The sequence below is a fragment of the Actinomycetota bacterium genome (assembly GCA_019347575.1).
Classification (GTDB): Bacteria; Actinomycetota; Nitriliruptoria; order Nitriliruptorales; family Nitriliruptoraceae; genus JAHWKY01.
Window position 1 is genome coordinate 94,923 of sequence record JAHWKY010000015.1, and the last position, 15,166, is coordinate 110,088.

Annotated in this window: 16 protein-coding genes; 6 read left to right on the forward strand and 10 right to left on the reverse strand. The window is 71.0% G+C overall.

The window, feature by feature from the left end; all coding sequences use genetic code 11:
* Nucleotides 1–11: 11 nt before the first annotated feature.
* Complete coding sequence (locus KY469_12080) at nt 12–815, reverse strand: HAD family hydrolase (protein MBW3663829.1); 804 nt, start codon at nt 813–815, stop codon at nt 12–14.
* A gap of 198 nt (nt 816–1,013) precedes the next feature.
* Here KY469_12080 and KY469_12085 point away from each other — a divergent pair, with 198 nt between their 5' ends.
* The gene (locus KY469_12085) at nt 1,014–1,235 is read left to right on the forward strand and encodes a hypothetical protein (GenBank protein MBW3663830.1); all 222 of its coding nucleotides are present in this window, start codon (nt 1,014–1,016) and stop codon (nt 1,233–1,235) included.
* On the opposite strand, the gene ligD (KY469_12090) is transcribed toward KY469_12085, so the two are convergent.
* Nucleotides 1,215–2,120 (reverse strand): non-homologous end-joining DNA ligase, encoded by a 906-nt coding sequence (gene ligD, locus KY469_12090; protein ID MBW3663831.1) that lies wholly within the window; start codon nt 2,118–2,120, stop codon nt 1,215–1,217. The two genes, KY469_12085 and ligD (KY469_12090), sit on opposite strands and share 21 nt — an antisense overlap.
* A gap of 48 nt (nt 2,121–2,168) precedes the next feature.
* Between ligD (KY469_12090) and yihA the strand changes: the two genes are divergently transcribed.
* The gene (gene yihA, locus KY469_12095) at nt 2,169–2,756 is read left to right on the forward strand and encodes a ribosome biogenesis GTP-binding protein YihA/YsxC (protein ID MBW3663832.1); all 588 of its coding nucleotides are present in this window, start codon (nt 2,169–2,171) and stop codon (nt 2,754–2,756) included.
* Between the two features lie 160 nt (nt 2,757–2,916).
* Here the strand turns inward: yihA and KY469_12100 are convergent, their stop codons facing one another.
* The 3 genes from KY469_12100 to KY469_12110 form a co-directional block, all read right to left on the reverse strand.
* Nucleotides 2,917–3,738: a Ku protein gene (locus KY469_12100; protein MBW3663833.1), complete on the reverse strand. Its 822-nt coding sequence runs from the start codon at nt 3,736–3,738 to the stop codon at nt 2,917–2,919.
* Nucleotides 3,739–3,810: 72 nt separating this feature from the next.
* Nucleotides 3,811–4,752 (reverse strand): non-homologous end-joining DNA ligase, encoded by a 942-nt coding sequence (gene ligD / locus KY469_12105; GenBank protein MBW3663834.1) that lies wholly within the window; start codon nt 4,750–4,752, stop codon nt 3,811–3,813.
* 195 nt (nt 4,753–4,947) lie between these two features.
* The gene (locus KY469_12110) at nt 4,948–5,394 is read right to left on the reverse strand and encodes a nucleoside deaminase (GenBank protein MBW3663835.1); all 447 of its coding nucleotides are present in this window, start codon (nt 5,392–5,394) and stop codon (nt 4,948–4,950) included.
* 150 nt (nt 5,395–5,544) lie between these two features.
* On the opposite strand from KY469_12110, the gene KY469_12115 reads away from it, so the two are divergent.
* From KY469_12115 to KY469_12130, 4 genes are all read left to right on the forward strand, one after another.
* On the forward strand, nt 5,545–7,296 hold the full coding sequence (locus KY469_12115) for an ATP-binding protein (GenBank protein MBW3663836.1): 1,752 nt from the start codon (nt 5,545–5,547) through the stop codon (nt 7,294–7,296).
* Between the two features lie 190 nt (nt 7,297–7,486).
* Entirely contained in the window at nt 7,487–8,653 is a 1,167-nt protein-coding gene (locus KY469_12120) for an exonuclease SbcCD subunit D (protein ID MBW3663837.1), read from the forward strand.
* The gene (locus KY469_12125; protein ID MBW3663838.1) at nt 8,634–11,063 is read left to right on the forward strand and encodes an SMC family ATPase; all 2,430 of its coding nucleotides are present in this window, start codon (nt 8,634–8,636) and stop codon (nt 11,061–11,063) included. The genes KY469_12120 and KY469_12125 overlap by 20 nt, the downstream gene beginning before the upstream one ends.
* A 64-nt stretch (nt 11,064–11,127) precedes the next feature.
* Complete coding sequence (locus KY469_12130; protein ID MBW3663839.1) at nt 11,128–12,045, forward strand: hypothetical protein; 918 nt, start codon at nt 11,128–11,130, stop codon at nt 12,043–12,045.
* 22 nt (nt 12,046–12,067) lie between these two features.
* Here the strand turns inward: KY469_12130 and KY469_12135 are convergent, their stop codons facing one another.
* From KY469_12135 to KY469_12155, 5 genes are all read right to left on the reverse strand, one after another.
* Nucleotides 12,068–12,403 (reverse strand): transcriptional repressor, encoded by a 336-nt coding sequence (locus tag KY469_12135; protein ID MBW3663840.1) that lies wholly within the window; start codon nt 12,401–12,403, stop codon nt 12,068–12,070.
* A gap of 56 nt (nt 12,404–12,459) precedes the next feature.
* Complete coding sequence (locus KY469_12140; GenBank protein ID MBW3663841.1) at nt 12,460–12,924, reverse strand: DNA starvation/stationary phase protection protein; 465 nt, start codon at nt 12,922–12,924, stop codon at nt 12,460–12,462.
* Between the two features lie 125 nt (nt 12,925–13,049).
* Nucleotides 13,050–13,502 (reverse strand): hypothetical protein, encoded by a 453-nt coding sequence (locus KY469_12145; GenBank protein MBW3663842.1) that lies wholly within the window; start codon nt 13,500–13,502, stop codon nt 13,050–13,052.
* A 128-nt stretch (nt 13,503–13,630) separates the two neighbouring features.
* A complete protein-coding gene (locus KY469_12150; protein ID MBW3663843.1) occupies nt 13,631–14,419 on the reverse strand; it encodes an SDR family oxidoreductase in 789 nt (262 codons plus the stop codon).
* A 62-nt stretch (nt 14,420–14,481) separates the two neighbouring features.
* Nucleotides 14,482–15,150: an alpha-ketoglutarate-dependent dioxygenase AlkB gene (locus KY469_12155; GenBank protein ID MBW3663844.1), complete on the reverse strand. Its 669-nt coding sequence runs from the start codon at nt 15,148–15,150 to the stop codon at nt 14,482–14,484.
* Nucleotides 15,151–15,166: the final 16 nt, after the last annotated feature.

Below are 15,166 nucleotides of genomic sequence, written 5' to 3' on the forward strand. Positions count from 1 at the left end.
ACGCCAAGAGATCAGAGGAACCGCAGCACCTCCGCCCAGCCACCCTCGGCGGTGGGCGCGATCACGTGGTCGGCGACGGCCAGGGCGTCCTCCTGACCGTCCTGGACGACGCAGGCGATCCGGGCCTGGTGCAGCAGCTCGACGTCGTTGTTACCGTCCCCCACGGCCAGGATGCGGTCGGGATCGACCGCGGCGCGGTCACAGAAGGCGAGGACACCCTCCCGCTTGGTGATGCCTCGGGGCGCGACCATGAGCGTGACCCCGCCGTAGAAGAGGTCACGGTTGATCACCGCGACGCCGTCCTCGATGTCCCGAGCAACGGGGCCGAGCACCTCGGGGTCGCCGCCGATCAGGCCCATGTTGAGCACCGCGCGCTCCTTCACCGTGCGGCGAGGGTCCTCGCGGATGACGCCCCCGGAGACGCGGCGGAGGTGCTCGGGATGCGTGGCACAGTGCGGCCCGACGACCAGCTCGGTGTCGCCGTCCTCGACGTAGATGACCGGCTCGAGGTCGTGGTCGAGGAACACCTCCAGCACGCGCATCGCCTCGGCACGTTCGAAGGCGTGACGGTGGAACTCCTCCCCCGAGGCGAGGTCGAGACCGAGCGCCCCGCCGAGCACGACCGCCGGTGGCTGCAGGTTGGCGCGGGACAACCCGGCTCGGGCCGAACGGGGGCGTCGCCCGGTGGCGACCAGGATGGGGGTTCCGCGCGCCTCGATCTCGCGGAGGGCGACGAGGGTCGAGTCGTGGATCCGCTCCTGGGCATCCCAGAGCGTGCCGTCCAGATCGGTCACGACGAGATCGATACGAGCCACACATCGACCCTACCGGGTCGAGTGGTCCCGTCCGTCGGACCAGGCGTGGCGTGGACATCCGTACACGGCCATCGGACGGCCGACCCCGCCGACCCCTGACGCGCGATCAGGTCCGGCGTGAGCAGGTCCTGACGGAGCGTGGTCACACTGGGATGCGACACCAGCTGCGCCCGCCGAACCCCTCCTGGAGGAGCGCCTGTGATCAGCCTCGGGACCCTCGTGAGCAACATCGCCGACCTGCACGACCAGCTCGACGCGATGCCCACCGAAGCCACGGAACGACGCCAGCTCGCGGCCCAGATCGCCGACCTCGAGGAGGTGGCCGCTCGACTGATGGGCGGCGACCCGCTGACGACCATCGGCTTCGACGGCGACGCCCTGCTGCGGGATCGCCAGTCGTCACGAGCCGAGCTGCGGTAGTCGCTGCTCGACGGTCTCGACATCCGCGAACAGGTCCCCGAGCGCGTCGACACGGTCGAGCACATCGGTCGCCTCGAACCCCAGCGCGGTCGGCTCGTCCACCGCGGTGATCTCGTCCCAGGTCACGGGCGTGGAGACGCGGGGGGTCGCCGTGGCCCGGAGCGAGTACACGCAGACCGTCGTCTTGTGCAGGTGGTTCTGTGACCAGTCGATCAGGACCTTCCGCGTCCGCAGGTCCTTGCGCATGTTGCTGGTCACCTTGTCCGGGTGGACCCGCTCGAGCAGCTCGGCGACCGCGAGCGCGAACCCCCGCGTGTCCTCGTACGACGTGGGCGTGTTGAGGGGCAGGTAGACCTGGAGCCCCTTCTTTCCCGAGGTCTTCGGGAACGCCTCCAGCTCCATCCGCGCGAACGCATCGCGGAGGATCAACGCGATCTCGGCGCACTCCACGATGCTCGCCCCCTCTCCCGGGTCGAGGTCGAAGACGACGGAGGTCGGAGTGTGCACGTCGGGGCGACGGGCCAACGAGGTGTGCAGCTCGAGCGACGCGAGGTTGGAGACCCAGGCCAGGCCGGACTCGTCGTCGATGGTGCAGTGCTCGACGTCCTTACCCTTGCGGGCCCCGGGCATGGTGATGGTCTCGATCCACTCCGGGGCGTGCGACGGGCAGCGCTTCTCGAAGAACGTCTCGCCGTCGACCCCGTCCGGGTAACGCTTCATGGTCAGGGGCCGGCCGTGCAGGTGCGTGAGCAGCAGCGGCGCGATGCGGGCGTAGTAGTCGATGACGTGCGCCTTGGTGAAGCCCGCGTCCGGGTACAGGACCTTGTCGAGGTTGGACAGCGACAGCTCGCGGCCGCCGATCTCGACCACCTGCCGTTCGCTCATGCGTGGCGCTCGCTCATCAGCGCGACGGTAGCTGTCACACTCCGCCGCGTGACCACGCCGCTCACCCTCCGTTTCGTCACGTCCGCCCCGGACGTGGCCTCGTTGCCACCGACCTCCGCCGAGGTGTGCGTGGCCGGACGCTCGAACGTCGGCAAGTCCTCGCTGCTCAACGCGCTCGCGCGTTCGAAGCGTGTGGCCAAGGTGTCCTCGACACCAGGTCGCACGCGCCTGCTGAACTGCTTCGAGGTCGAGGGCGGCGGAACCGTCGTGGACCTCCCGGGCTACGGCTACGCCGCCGCCTCGAAGCAGGAGCGTGCCGCGTGGCGGCGCCGACTCGAGCACTACCTCACGGGACGGGAGGAGTTGCGGGGCGCGCTGCTACTCGTCGACGGGGAGATCGGGCCCACGCGACTGGACCTCGAGATGCTGACGTGGTTGCGGGGCGCGGGCGTCCCCTTCGACGTCGTCGCCACCAAGCACGACAAGGTCAAGCCGTCGAAGCGAGAGCGCCGCAAGCGCGACCTCGCCGGAGCCTGCGGGATCGCCCCGGCCGAGGTCTACTGGGTGAGCGCCGAGAAGGGCGTCGGCCTCGATCGCCTCCGCGGTCGCGTCCTGGAACTGCTCGCGCCCCGATGACGGAAACGCGCGTGGACGCGCGTTCCGTGCAGGGTGGCCACGCCGGACCTCGCCCCGATGACGGAAACGCGCGTGGACGCGCGTTCCGTGCAGGGTGGCCACGCCGGACCTCGCCCCGATGACGGAAACGCGCGTGGACGCGCGTTCCGTGCGGGACGCGCTACCCGGCCTTCTTCTTCTTGCTGGACCTGGCGGCGGTGCCTTCGTCCTTGGCGGCCTTCAGGCTCGCCTCGAGCGCCGACATGAGGTCGACCACGTCACCTGCCTCGCGCTCCACCTCGGGGACCGAGACGATCTCCTCGCCCTCGGCCTTGCGCTCGATCATCTCGATGACGCGCTGGCGGTACTCGTCGCGGTACTTGCTCGGCTCCCACTCGGTCGACAGCGACTCGATGAGCTGGGTCGCCATCGCCAGCTCCTTCTCGTTGACCTCGACCTCGTCCTCGGGGAGCTCGAGCTGCTCGACGGGGATGACCTCGTCGGCGTAGACCATGGTCGAGATCGCCAACGCCCCGTCGACGGGGCGGATCGCGGCGAGGTACTGCTTGGTGCGCAGGACGAACCGCGCTACGCCCACCTTGCCGGTCTCGTCCATGGCGCGCCGGAGCAGCTCGTACGCCTTGCCCGCGGTGCGGTCGGGCACGAGGTAGTAGGGGCTATCGAAGAAGATGGGGTCGATGGCCGCGAGGTCGACGAAGTCCTCGATGTCGATGGACCGCGACGCCTTGGGGTCCAGCGCCTTGAGCTCCTCCGGCTCGATGACGACGTAGCGGTCGGGGCCGATCTCGTAGCCCTTGACGATGTCGTCGTAGCCGACCTCCTCGCCGTCGGCAGCCGCGACCTTGCGGTGGCGGATCCGGGAGGCGTCGCCACGGCGGATCTCGCGGAACGAGACGTTCTTCTTGCTGACGGCGGTGACCAGCTTCACGGGGATGTTGACCAGCCCGAAGCTGATCGCACCGCTCCAGATGGCGCGGGGCATGGCTCGCTCCTCACACGGCCGGGGAAGGTGACCGACCTACATCTTGACGCATCCGGGGCGCCGATGTCGCGTTCAGGACCCCTGCTGGGGGACATCCTCGCGGACGACGTCACGCGGATCCTTGTCGTTGCGCAGGCCCTTGTACGACGGGGCCCGCAACACGCCGTCGCGGGTCCATTGCTTGAACTGCACGTCGATCACGAGGTCGGGCTCGACGAACACCGTCTCGGAGGGAGGCTGGGCGCCGGTGAAGGGCGAGGTGGCGCGCTCGCGCTCCTCCAGCAGCTCACCCAGCCGCCGCACATCGTCAGCGCGGTAGCCGGTACCCACGCGCCCCGCGTAGCGCAGCTCGGATCCCTCGTGGTAGCCCACGGCCAGCGCCCCGAACGAACCCGAGCGTCGGCCGGTCCCGGGCACCCAGCCACCCACGACGAACTCCTGGCGTCTCAGCAGCGGCAGCTTGCGCCAGTCGGGCGACCGCACGCCGGGTCGGTAGCGGCTGCCGAGCCGCTTGGCGACGACGCCCTCGAGGCCCAGCTCCTCCGCCGCGCGCAGCATCGCGTCGAGGTCGTCCCCGTGCGGCGGGGTCTGCCACTGCTCGCTCGCCAGTCCGAGCGCCAGGAGCGCGGCGCGGCGTTGCTCGTAGGGGTCGTCGAGGCGCGACGTTCCGCCCTCCCGGAGCAGGTCGAACAGCATCAGCACGACCGGGCTGCTCGTGACGGCTGCCGCGATCCGTCCGGGATCGTCGAGGTGCATGCGGTGCTGCAGCAGCCCGAAGCTGGGACGCGCGCGCTGGTCGAGTGCGACGATCTCGCCGTCGAGGACCGTGCCATCCGGGACCACCTCGGCCAACCCCGCGAGCTCGGGGTAGCGGTGGGTGATGTCGCCACCGCGCCGTGACGTCAGCATGAGCCCGGAGGGGTCGATCGAGGCGAGAGTCCGGACCCCGTCCCACTTGAACTCGTACGCGTGCTGCGCGCGCACCTCCGCGGGGCGCCCGGTCACGGCGAGCATCGGGGCGAGAAAGGTGGACCTCCCGGGGTGGTCTGTGGCAGCGGGGAGGACGGGTCCGTTGCCGTCCCTGCCTTCGTCAGCGCCGAGCGTGGCACACCGGGCGGTCCGGCGCCCGGGCCCGCCCCTCGCAGATCGGTCCGCGGTGTCCGCCTCCTCGAGCTGATGGACGCCGGGCCGGGCTCCTCGAACTAGTTACTAGTAGGCGGGGAGGTCGCGCTCGAGCCAGCGCTGCATCATCGCGGCAGCCTCGTCGCGCAGCAGCCGGATGACCGGCGGATCGCCGGCGGCGTGGAAGGCTGCGTCGTCGAAGCCGATCTCGGCTGCGTCGTCGCTGGTCGCCGCCACGTACAGCGCGTCCGAGCGCGACCACCGGTACGCCCCGAGGCACATCGGGCAGGGGTCGCAGCTGGCGTACATGACGCATCCGGACAGGTCACGGGTTCCCAGCTCGGCAGCGGCGCGGCGGATCGCCAGGATCTCGGCGTGTGCGGTGGGGTCGCCGCTGCTGAGCACCTCGTTGTGGGCCTGACCGGCGACCTCGCCGCGGTGTGCGACGACCGCACCGAACGGTCCCCCGGCCGCCGCGTCGACCCCGCGCCGCCCGAGCTCGATGGCGCGGCGGAGCAGCGCCTCGTGATCGATCGCGGTCTCCTGTCCTCAGCCTGTCAGTGTGCCGCGGTGGCGTCGGACCCGTGCTCAAGTAGCACAGCGGTAGCACAGCTCGTAGTGCTCAAGTAGCACAGCGGTAGCACAGCTCGTAGAGCGTAAGCTCGGCCAGGACGAGGAGGCCACGTGGCGGACAGATCGCCAGCGGGCGACGACGCGGTCGTCGGTCGTGTCATCGGCACCGAAGACGCGACACCGCTCGAGTTCTGGGTCGCGGTCGGTCCCGATCGGTTCCTGCAACTCGACGACGTCGTCGCGCTCGAGCGGACGCCGCCGGGGCGCGAATCGGTCCGCATCTACGGGGTGGTGAACCAGGTCCGCGCCCGGCACGAGGGTGCCCGTTTCGACAGTGACGTGTTCCTGATCGAGGATGGCGTCCTACCGGCGGAGGTCAGCGAGGCCGCCCAGGTCCTCGCGACACGCTTCGAGCCCGAGGTGTTCGTCCCACCCCTGCCGGGACAGCAGGTCCGTCGCGCCCACGGCGACGAACGCGACGAGGCGCTCTTCTTCGACGGCATGCAGCGCCGGCTCGCCGCGGGCCTGTCGCGCGAGGACGAACCGGTCTACCTCAACCTCGAGTTCCTCGACGGCACGCGTGGGGCGCACGTCAACATCAGCGGCGTCAGCGGCGTCGCGACGAAGACCACCTACGCGACCTTCCTCCTCTACAGCCTGTTCACCTCGGGCGTGCTCGGCGACGAAGCCGTCAACACCAAGGCGCTCATCTTCAACGTCAAGGGCGAGGACCTGCTGTGGCTCGACCACGAGCAGGCCGGCGTCGAGTTCGACGCGCGCCAGCGTGACCGCTACGCCGCGTTGGGCATCGAGCCCGGCGCGTTCCGGTCGGTCGGTTTCTGGGCGCCGCCCCGCCGCGACTCGGCCAGCGGTACGCCCGACACGGGCTCGCGCTCCACGGGGGTGACGTCCTACTTCTGGACGCTCGAGGACTTCTGCAAGGAGAGCCTGCTGCCGTTCCTGTTCGCGGACGCGCAGGACGAGCGACAGCAGTACACGATGGTCATCGACCAGGTGGCCGACCGCCTCCGTCGTGACGCGGTCGCCAGCGGAGACGGGGCGGTGAAGGTCGAGGGCCGCGAGGCCCGCACGTTCGGTGACCTCGTCCGCATCATCGGCGACCTGCTCGACGACGAGGAGACGCGCGGAGACTGGGCGGGGCGGCACATTGCGGCGGGGACGGTCAGCGCGTTCCAGCGGCGGCTGCGGGGCGCGGTCAAGCACGTCGAGCACCTGATCCGCGCGGACGTCACCAACCCCGCCAAGCACCGGGTGAGCCTCGACGCCCAGGTGAACGTGGTCGACATCCACAACCTCAACGACCGCGCCCAGCGGTTCGTCGTCGGGGTGCTGCTGCGGCGCACGTTCGAGGAGAAGGAGCGGTCGGGCTCGCCCAAGCCGCTGCTCTTCGTCGTGCTCGACGAGCTCAACAAGTACGCGCCCCGCGAGGGCCACTCCCCCATCAAGGAGACCCTACTCGACGTCGCCGAGCGCGGTCGCTCGCTGGGCATCATCCTCGTCGGGGCGCAGCAGACCGCCTCCGAGGTGGAGCGGCGCCTCATCGCCAACTCCGCGATCCGGGTGGTCGGGCGGCTCGATTCCGCGGAAGCGGGTCGTGACGAGTACGGCTTCCTGCCGACCGCCCAGCGCCAGCGCGCGACCATCGTCAAGCCCGGCACGATGATCGTGTCTCAGCCCGAACTGCCCGTCCCGCTCGTGCTCGAGTTCCCCTTCCCCGCCTGGGCGACGCGCCCGAGCGAGGCCGGCAAGCAGGTCGGGGCGCCGGCCACCGGCGGCAGCGAGGTCCCCGAGGATCCCTTCGACGGCCTCACCGACGACGACGGCGACCGCCTCCCCTTCTGACCTTGTCTTGGCGACGGCGCATCCGCGCGCAACTTCGTCACCCGGTTCGCTCGGATATCCGAGTGAAGTGGGGGGTGAAGTGGCGATGTGGCCGCACAGGATGGTGAGACCGGCGTTGCGCATACCCCACGTGGACCGCGGTACCGGGTTCGCCGGGCACGTCACAGGGGGCGCGTAGCCTCTGATCATCATGCGCATCCTGCACACCTCCGACTGGCACGTGGGCCGCACGATCCGCGGCCGCAGCCGCGCCGACGAGCACCGCGCGGTCCTGCTCGAGATCGCCGAGATCGCCGGCGCACGCGACGTCGACCTGGTGATCGTCGCCGGCGACGTGTTCGACACCGCCGCCCCCTCCCCCGAGGCAGAGCGCATCGTCTACGGGGCGCTGCTGCACCTGTCGCGAGCCGCCGAGCACGTCGTCGTGATCGCCGGCAACCACGACAACCACCGCCGGCTCCAGGCGGTCGCCCCGCTGCTCGAGCTCACCAACGTCCACACCGCCACCGAGCTGCGCCGCGCCGACGATGGCGGCATCGTCGAGCTGTCGATGGCTTCGGGTGAGGTGGCTTGCGTCGCGCTGCTGCCGTTCCTCAGCCAGCGCGGCATCGTCCGCGCCGACGACCTGATGCAGCTCGACGCCGACGATCATGCGGGGCGCTACGCCGAACGCTGTCGCGAGATCCTGGCGTCCCTGTGCGCCCCGTTCCGTCCCGACACGGTCAACATCGTCGTCGCGCACCTGTTCGCGACCGGGGCGCAGCCGGGTGGCGGCGAGCGCGCCGCCCACACGGTCGTCGACTACCACGTCCCCGCCCAGGCCTTCCCGGCGAACGCCCACTACGTCGCGCTCGGTCACCTGCACCGGCCGCAGAAGATCGCCGCGGCCGCCCCGGTCTGGTACCCCGGCTCGCCGCTGCAGCTCGACTTCGGCGAGGAGACCGGCGACAAGGTCGTGCTGCTCGTCGATGCCGCGCCGGGGACCCCGGCCAGGGTGGAACAGGTGGCGTTGACGACGGGGCGCCGGTTGCGAACGGTGACCGGCACGCTCGAACGCATCGCTGCGGGACGGGATGACCACGGCGACGACTACCTCCGGGTGGTCGTCGAGGAGCCCGCCCGCATCGGGCTGGCCGACGAGGTGCGCGAGCTGCTCCCCAACGCGGTCGATGTCAGCGTTGCCCGTCCCGACGCCGCCGCAACCGAGGATGTCGCCGCGTGGGAGCTGGCCGACTTCCAGCGCTCCCCCGATGAGCTCTTCGCCGAGTACCTCGCGAGCGAGGACATCGAGGACGAGGCTCTCCTGCACCGCTTCCGTGAGCTGCTGGAGGAGGTGCATGCGCCCGATTCGGCTTGAGCTGTCGGGCTTCGCGTCGTTCCGCGAGCCGGCCGTCCTCGACTTCGAGGACGTCGACCTGTTCGTGCTCACGGGGCCCACCGGGGCGGGCAAGTCCAGCGTGATCGACGCGATGACGATGTGCCTCTACGGGTCGGTGCCGCGGTACGACGACAAGCGTCTCGTCGCGCCGGCGATCAGCCAGGGCCAGCTGGAGGCTCGCGTCCGGCTCGACTTCACGGTCGGCGACGTGCGCTACGCCGCGGTCCGGGTCATCCAGCGGACCAAGCGGGGCGCGACCACCAAGGAGGCGCGCCTCGAACGCGACGGTCACGTGCTGGCCGGCACGGCGGACGAGGTCACGGCCCAGGTCGAGCGACTGCTCGGTCTGGGGTTCGAGCACTTCACTCGGACCGTCGTGCTCCCTCAGGGCGACTTCCACGAGTTCCTCCACGCGAAGCCAGGCGAGCGCCAGGACCTGCTCGTGCGTCTGCTCGACCTCGACGTCTACCGCCAGGTCGCGTCCGCGGCTCGTGCCGACGAAGCCGCCGCGAAGGCGACCGCCGAGGCGCTGCGTCGGCGTCTGGATGACGAGCTCGCCGACGCCACCGACGAGGCGGTGGCGGCCGCACGTGACGCTGCGACCAGACTCCGCGAGGTCGTAGCCGAGCTGGACACCGCCCGCCCCGACCTCGAGACGCTCGTGGAGCGGGGCCGCGAGGCACGTCGGGACGTCGCCCACGCGACCGAGCAGCGCGATGCGGTCGCCGCGATCGCACCGCCCGATGGCCTCGACGCGCTCGCCGAGCGGCTGTCAGCCGCCACGACCGCCGCCGCCGAGGCGGAGGCCAGCGTCAACACAGCCGATGAGCAGCTCGAACGACGACGCACGGCACGAGCGGAGCAGCCTGAGACCGATCTGGTGAACCGCGTCCTCGAGGCGACCGAGGCGCTCGACCGTGCGCAGCAGGTCGTCGCAGCCCAGCAGCCCGAGGTCGCCGCAGCGGTGCGCGCGGCCAGCGAGGCCGACGAGCAGCACCGAGCCGCGCGCGTGCCGCTCGAGGTGGCCGAGGCGGCACTCACCGAGTTGCGACGCGCTCACGCCGCACACACCCTCCGTTCCGAGGTGACCGTGGGCGATCCCTGCCCCGTCTGTCACCGCGAGGTCACCGCGCCGTTGGTGTCGACGCCGCCGAACGACATCGCGACGGCGGAAGCGGCGGTCGCGCGCGCGAGACAGGCGCTCGCGGACCGCGACGTGACCGCTCGGAAGGCCAACGAGGACCTCGCTCGGGCGCAGGCACAGCTCGACGCGACGCGATCGGCGATCGCGGAGCGGGAGGAGGCGCTGGTGCAGCTGCGAGCCGTGACGGCGCTGCCCGACACGATCGAGCAGCTGCGGTCGCTCGCCACCGAGGTGGCAGCGCTCGACCGCGCCATCGCGTCGGCGGAGGCGGTGGCACGGAAGGCACGGACATCGGCCAAGCGCGCCAAGGATGCGATGGCCGCGCTCGACACCGAGCGCCAGACGGCGTGGCAGGCGTTCGATCGGGCTCGCGACGACGTCGCCACCCTCAAGCCACCCGCCCCGGACCGTGACGATCTGGGAGCGGCCTGGCGCGCCCTGGTGGAGTGGGCGCAGAGCACCCGCCCCGAACTCGAACGGCGCGCAGCCGACGCCGAGCAGGCCATCGAGGCGGCGATCGGCGCCTACAACCGCAGGCTCCACGAACTGCGCGACCGCGCCGCGGCGATCGGCGTCAGGGCCGGCACGCCACCCGCGGGTGAGGAGGCGTTCGCGCACCTGCGGGACGCGTGCGTGCACGCCGCCACCCGCGCGGCGAGCCGCGTCGAGCGGCTCGAGCAGCAACGCGAGCAGGCCGCTCAGGTGCGCGACGAGCTCACGGCGACCGAGCGGCGTGCGCAGCTGAGCGGCGCTCTCGGCCAGCACCTCAACGCGAAGCGTTTCGAGAAGTGGCTCCTCAACCGTGCTCTGCGGCGGTTGGTCGCGGGCGCGTCCGAGGTCCTGATCGAGCTGTCGAGCGGCGTCTACTCACTCGCGCTCGCCGATGACAACAACTTCCTCGTGATCGACCATCGCAACGCCGACGCGCCCCGCTCGGCCCGCACGCTGTCCGGGGGCGAGACGTTCCTGGCGTCGCTGTCGCTCGCTCTGTCGCTCGCCGAGGACATCGCCGCGCTCGCGGCCCAGGGTTCCGCACGTCTCGATGCGCTGTTCCTCGACGAGGGGTTCGGGACCCTGGATGCGAACACGCTCGACATCGTCGCGGCCGCCATCGAGGAGCTCGGGTCGCGCGGCCGCATGGTCGGGCTGGTGACCCACGTGCGCGAGCTCGCCGAGCGCATCCCCGTCCGCTACGAGGTGCGCCGGGACGGCACCACCTCCCGGGTCGAGAAGGTCACGACGTGACGCCCACCGAGCGTCACCCCCCAGGCCGGCAACGCCGGCCCCTCCCCCCTCGAGGGGGGAGGCAATGACCAGGTACTCGATCGAGTCCTGGGCGCCCGATCGCGGCTCCGCGGTGGCCGGCGATGACCTGGCGGATCGGTCCGACGCGACGGTTGCGGCTGGTTACGAGCTGCCCGTCGAGCGGTGGCGTCCGCTCGACCCGATCTCCGACGGCGGCGTCCACACGCTGCTGTTCGTGGACGGGGTCCAGCGCACGGATGCGCTGGTGTGGATCACCGACGACGGTCTCACGAGGGCGGGTCAGTTCGCCTCGTACGGTGCTGGGGTCGTGCGCTGCGACGGTCGCGCCCGGATCGAAGCGTGCGCGGTGCGGCGCTCGCTGTTCGCCACCGGGAGCCCCCAGGCGGTCTCGACCCACCTCGGCGACTACCTGCCGGTCACCGTCGTCGGCGACGAGCCCGACGCCGTCCGCGCCGCGATCGGCGAGCAGCGTGCCAAGCTCGAGATCGAGGTCGTGAGCGACCTCGATGGCGGGGATCTGATCGTCATCGACGGGCCCTTGCGAGGACGCCAGCACGTCCATCACGCGATCGGGTACGTCAAGAGCCACCACGTCAGCTACCTGCCCGACGAGGTCGCGGGCACGGTCGGGGCGCTCGCGCCGGGGCAGCGGACACCGGTGTTCGGGGTGCGGACCTCGTGGAGCCGACTCTCGTGGTACGTGCGGCTGCCGGGGCGCCCCGGGCATCCGTGGGCGGGTATCGCCCGGTGCGATATCGCCACCGACACCCCGGCAGACGACGTGCGGCGGATCGCCGACGCGACCGCGGTGATCCTTCCTCGGTTCGCCAGCGATCCGCACAAGGACCCACGCGCCCCGCAGAACCTCTACCCGATCGCTGGGCTCGAACGCGAACTGCGACGGCGCCTCGGCGACCCCAAGCTCCTCGAGCGGGCCTTACGAGCCGCCCTCGCGTCCTGAGCTCAAGGATGCGCGGGGCGGGTCAGGAGCAGTCCGCGCAGACGCCGTGGTGGATGACCTGGGTCGCCTGCACGACGTGGCCGTCGACCCGTCCGGGCGCGCACGGCCCGCCCGAGCACATCACGTCGAGCACCCGGTGGCAGCGCTGACACACGAAGTGGTGGTGATGGTCGTCGGTCAGCTCGTAGCGCGCCGCGCTTCCGGTCACGTCGGCCACTGTGACGACGCCGGCCTCGGCCAGGTCGCTGAGGACCTTGTACATCGTCGCTCGGGCCAGCGGTCGGTCGCTCTGGGTGGCCCGGGTGAGCAGCTCATCCGCGGTGCGATGGCCGCCGAGAGTCTCCAGGAGAGCGAGCACGCGTAGGCGAGGCTGCGTCGCCCGCAACCCCGCCTCGCGCAGCAGCTCGGCGTGGATCAGCGTTCCTGGGCGCTGATCATCCAGAGCTGCTCCTCAACACCCTCGAGGATGTCGAGCAGGAGCCCGTGGCTGACGAGGTCGGCCTCCTCGACCACGTCGAGCCGTTCGCGCAGGTCGCGGCCAAGCCGCTCGAGACGGTCCGCGAGCAGACCGATCACCTTGCCGTCATCGATCCAGCTCTGCGGGGCCGCCTCGGCGGTCGTCTCTTCCGCCACGTGCTGTACCCGGCCGTCCGGGGAGACGCCGACGGCGGTCAGGCGCTCGGCGACGTCGTCAGCCCACGTGCGCCAGGCGTCGACGAGCTCATCCAGCTTCTCGTGGACGGTCGTGAAGTGGGGTCCGGTCACGTTCCAGTGCAGCTGCTTGCCGGTCAGGGCGAGGTCGATGAGATCCACGAGCGTGGGTTGCAGCTGGCCTTGGACGATGTCGCGGGCGCGGTCGTCGATGGTCGAGCGGACCATGTTCCCTCCTCGGAAGTCGGCGTGATCGCAGGGACGGGATCGCTCCCTACCCTGGACTCAGTCCAGATTACGGATCCAGGCCTGCCTCCGCACGTCCGCTACCTGGCCGAACGACGTGGCTCCCGTCAGGGGCCGCGGTAGACGGCGAAGCTGGTCGCTGCCGCGATCACCGATCCGCCGATCAGGTAGGTCCAGCCGGTGAGGCGATGGATGCCGAGCACGCCGTGGAACGCGCTGGGTTCGATGAGCACGATGATGCCGAAGATGGCCGCCAGGATCCCGACCCCACGCGCCCCGAGGGTGTCGAGCGCGGTGGCGGCGCTGGCGAGCAGCGACACACCGAGTATCAGCTCGATCAGGCCCATCCAGCCGGTGCGGTGGAACGCGCCGACGGTCGCGTGAGCCTGCTCACCTTCGATGACCGGCAGGCCGGCGCGGATCAGGGCAACCGCGCCCAGGACGGTCAGCGCGACACCCGCCAGGCCCACGACGATCTGCGCGAAGCGGGTTCGGCCACGGTAGTCGACGACGGTGACACGGTCGCTGCCGTCGAGTCGTTCCTCGATGACGGTCGGCATGGTGGTTCCTCGCGACGATGGTGTACCCACACTCTGCCGGACGCTCTCCCCTCACGCAGCGCCATCGTGCTGCCGCCCGGACCCCCCACTGGGTCCGGTGAACGAACGACCAGGGCCGCTCCGGGCTCCTACACGTCGGGAAGCTTCAGGTCGAGGTTGGGGGATTCGATGCCACCGTCGACGTCGATGATCTTGCCGGTGATGAACGATCCGGCGTCGGAGACGAGCCACAGAGCGGCGGCGGCCACGTCCTCGGGCTGGCCGAGCCGGCGCAGTGGCGTCTTCTCCTCGAGCTCGCGCTTGAGGTCCTCGTTGGTCATCACGATCTCGAGCGCCGAGGTCGCCACGGACCCGACCGCGAGGCCGTTCACCCGGATGCGCGGAGCGAGGTCGCGGGCCATGAGCCGCGTCATGTGGGCGAGCGCCGCCTTGGCGGTCCCGTAGGCGAGGAAGCCGCGCTCCACGAGGCGACCCATCGCGGAGGAGATGTTGAGGATGGCACCGCCGTGACCCTCGAGCATGCGTGGAACCGCCAAGCGGCTGAGCTCGAACGCGGTGGTCACGTTGAAGTGGAAGGCCTCCTCGAGGAAGTCCTCCGTGGTCTGCATCACCGGCATCGGGTAGGTCCCGCCGACGTTGTTGACGACGATGTCGAGGCGGCCGAAGTCGTCGACCGCTGCCTCGATCAGCCGCGGCAGCTGGTCGGTGTCACTGAGGTCGGCCGGGACCACCGCAGCGCGACGGCCGTGGCTCTCGACGTCGGACGCGACCTCACGCAGCTCCGACTCGGTGCGGCTCGAGATGACGACGTCGGCGCCCGCCTCGGCGAACGCTCGGGCCATGGCGGCACCGAGGCCTCGTCCTGCGCCGGTGATGACCGCCACGCGGTCATCGAGACGGAACCGGTCCAGCACCACGACGCGCTCCTGAAGCCGACGGTGGTCGCGGACGCTAGTACGTCCGCTGCCCCGGGCCCCGGTCAGCCGTCGTAGCGGTGGCGGTAGGTGACGCTGATGCGGGGGCCGGTGTCGGAGACCTTGGGCACGGTGTGCTGCCACGTCCGCTGGCAGGTTCCGCCCATGACGAGCAGGTCTCCGCGGCCGAGCTCGAACCCCACGGACCGACCGCCGCCCCGCGGCCGCAGACGGAACGGTCGCCGCTCCCCCAGCGAGACGATGGCGATCGTGGCGGTGGGGCGGTCACGACCGATGCGGTCACCGTGCCAGGCGACGCTGTCGCGCCCGTCGCGGTACAGGTTGCAGCCGATCGAGACGAACCCGACCGCGTAGCGGGCCGACAGCGCGGCTCCGACCTTGCTGAGCACGTGGAGTTCCGTCGGCGGATCGGACACGGGGAAGCGTGCGGTGAGCCGCGGCTCGATCACGCGCTCGCCGTACATCTCGACCGTGCGCCGGTCCCACGGGGCCCGCGCGAGGACGCGCTCGAACAGCACGTCGGAGCCGGCGAGCCACCCCGGCAGGATGCGCAGCAGGGTACCCGCGTTGCGCACGTCGACGAGGCCGCCGGTCGCGGCCTGCGCCGTTCGGAGCCCCACTCCCCTGACGACCACGTCGTCTTCCTGCTCGTCCACGCCGGCGCCGAGGGAGCGGATCGCGTCGAGGGTGGCGACGGTGTCCTCGGCGTGCAGGAAGTTGCGCACGGTC

Coding starts and splice junctions, on each gene's coding strand:
- KY469_12130 (MBW3663839.1), top strand. CDS start 11,128: ATGACCAGGTACTCGATCGAGTCCTGGGCGCCCGATCGCGGCTCCGCG.
- KY469_12120 (MBW3663837.1), top strand. CDS start 7,487: ATGCGCATCCTGCACACCTCCGACTGGCACGTGGGCCGCACGATCCGC.
- KY469_12100 (MBW3663833.1), bottom strand. CDS start 3,738: ATGCCCCGCGCCATCTGGAGCGGTGCGATCAGCTTCGGGCTGGTCAAC.
- KY469_12125 (MBW3663838.1), top strand. CDS start 8,634: ATGCGCCCGATTCGGCTTGAGCTGTCGGGCTTCGCGTCGTTCCGCGAG.
- ligD (MBW3663831.1), bottom strand. CDS start 2,120: ATGAGCGAACGGCAGGTGGTCGAGATCGGCGGCCGCGAGCTGTCGCTG.
- KY469_12140 (MBW3663841.1), bottom strand. CDS start 12,924: ATGGTCCGCTCGACCATCGACGACCGCGCCCGCGACATCGTCCAAGGC.
- KY469_12145 (MBW3663842.1), bottom strand. CDS start 13,502: ATGCCGACCGTCATCGAGGAACGACTCGACGGCAGCGACCGTGTCACC.
- ligD (MBW3663834.1), bottom strand. CDS start 4,752: ATGCTCGCCGTGACCGGGCGCCCCGCGGAGGTGCGCGCGCAGCACGCG.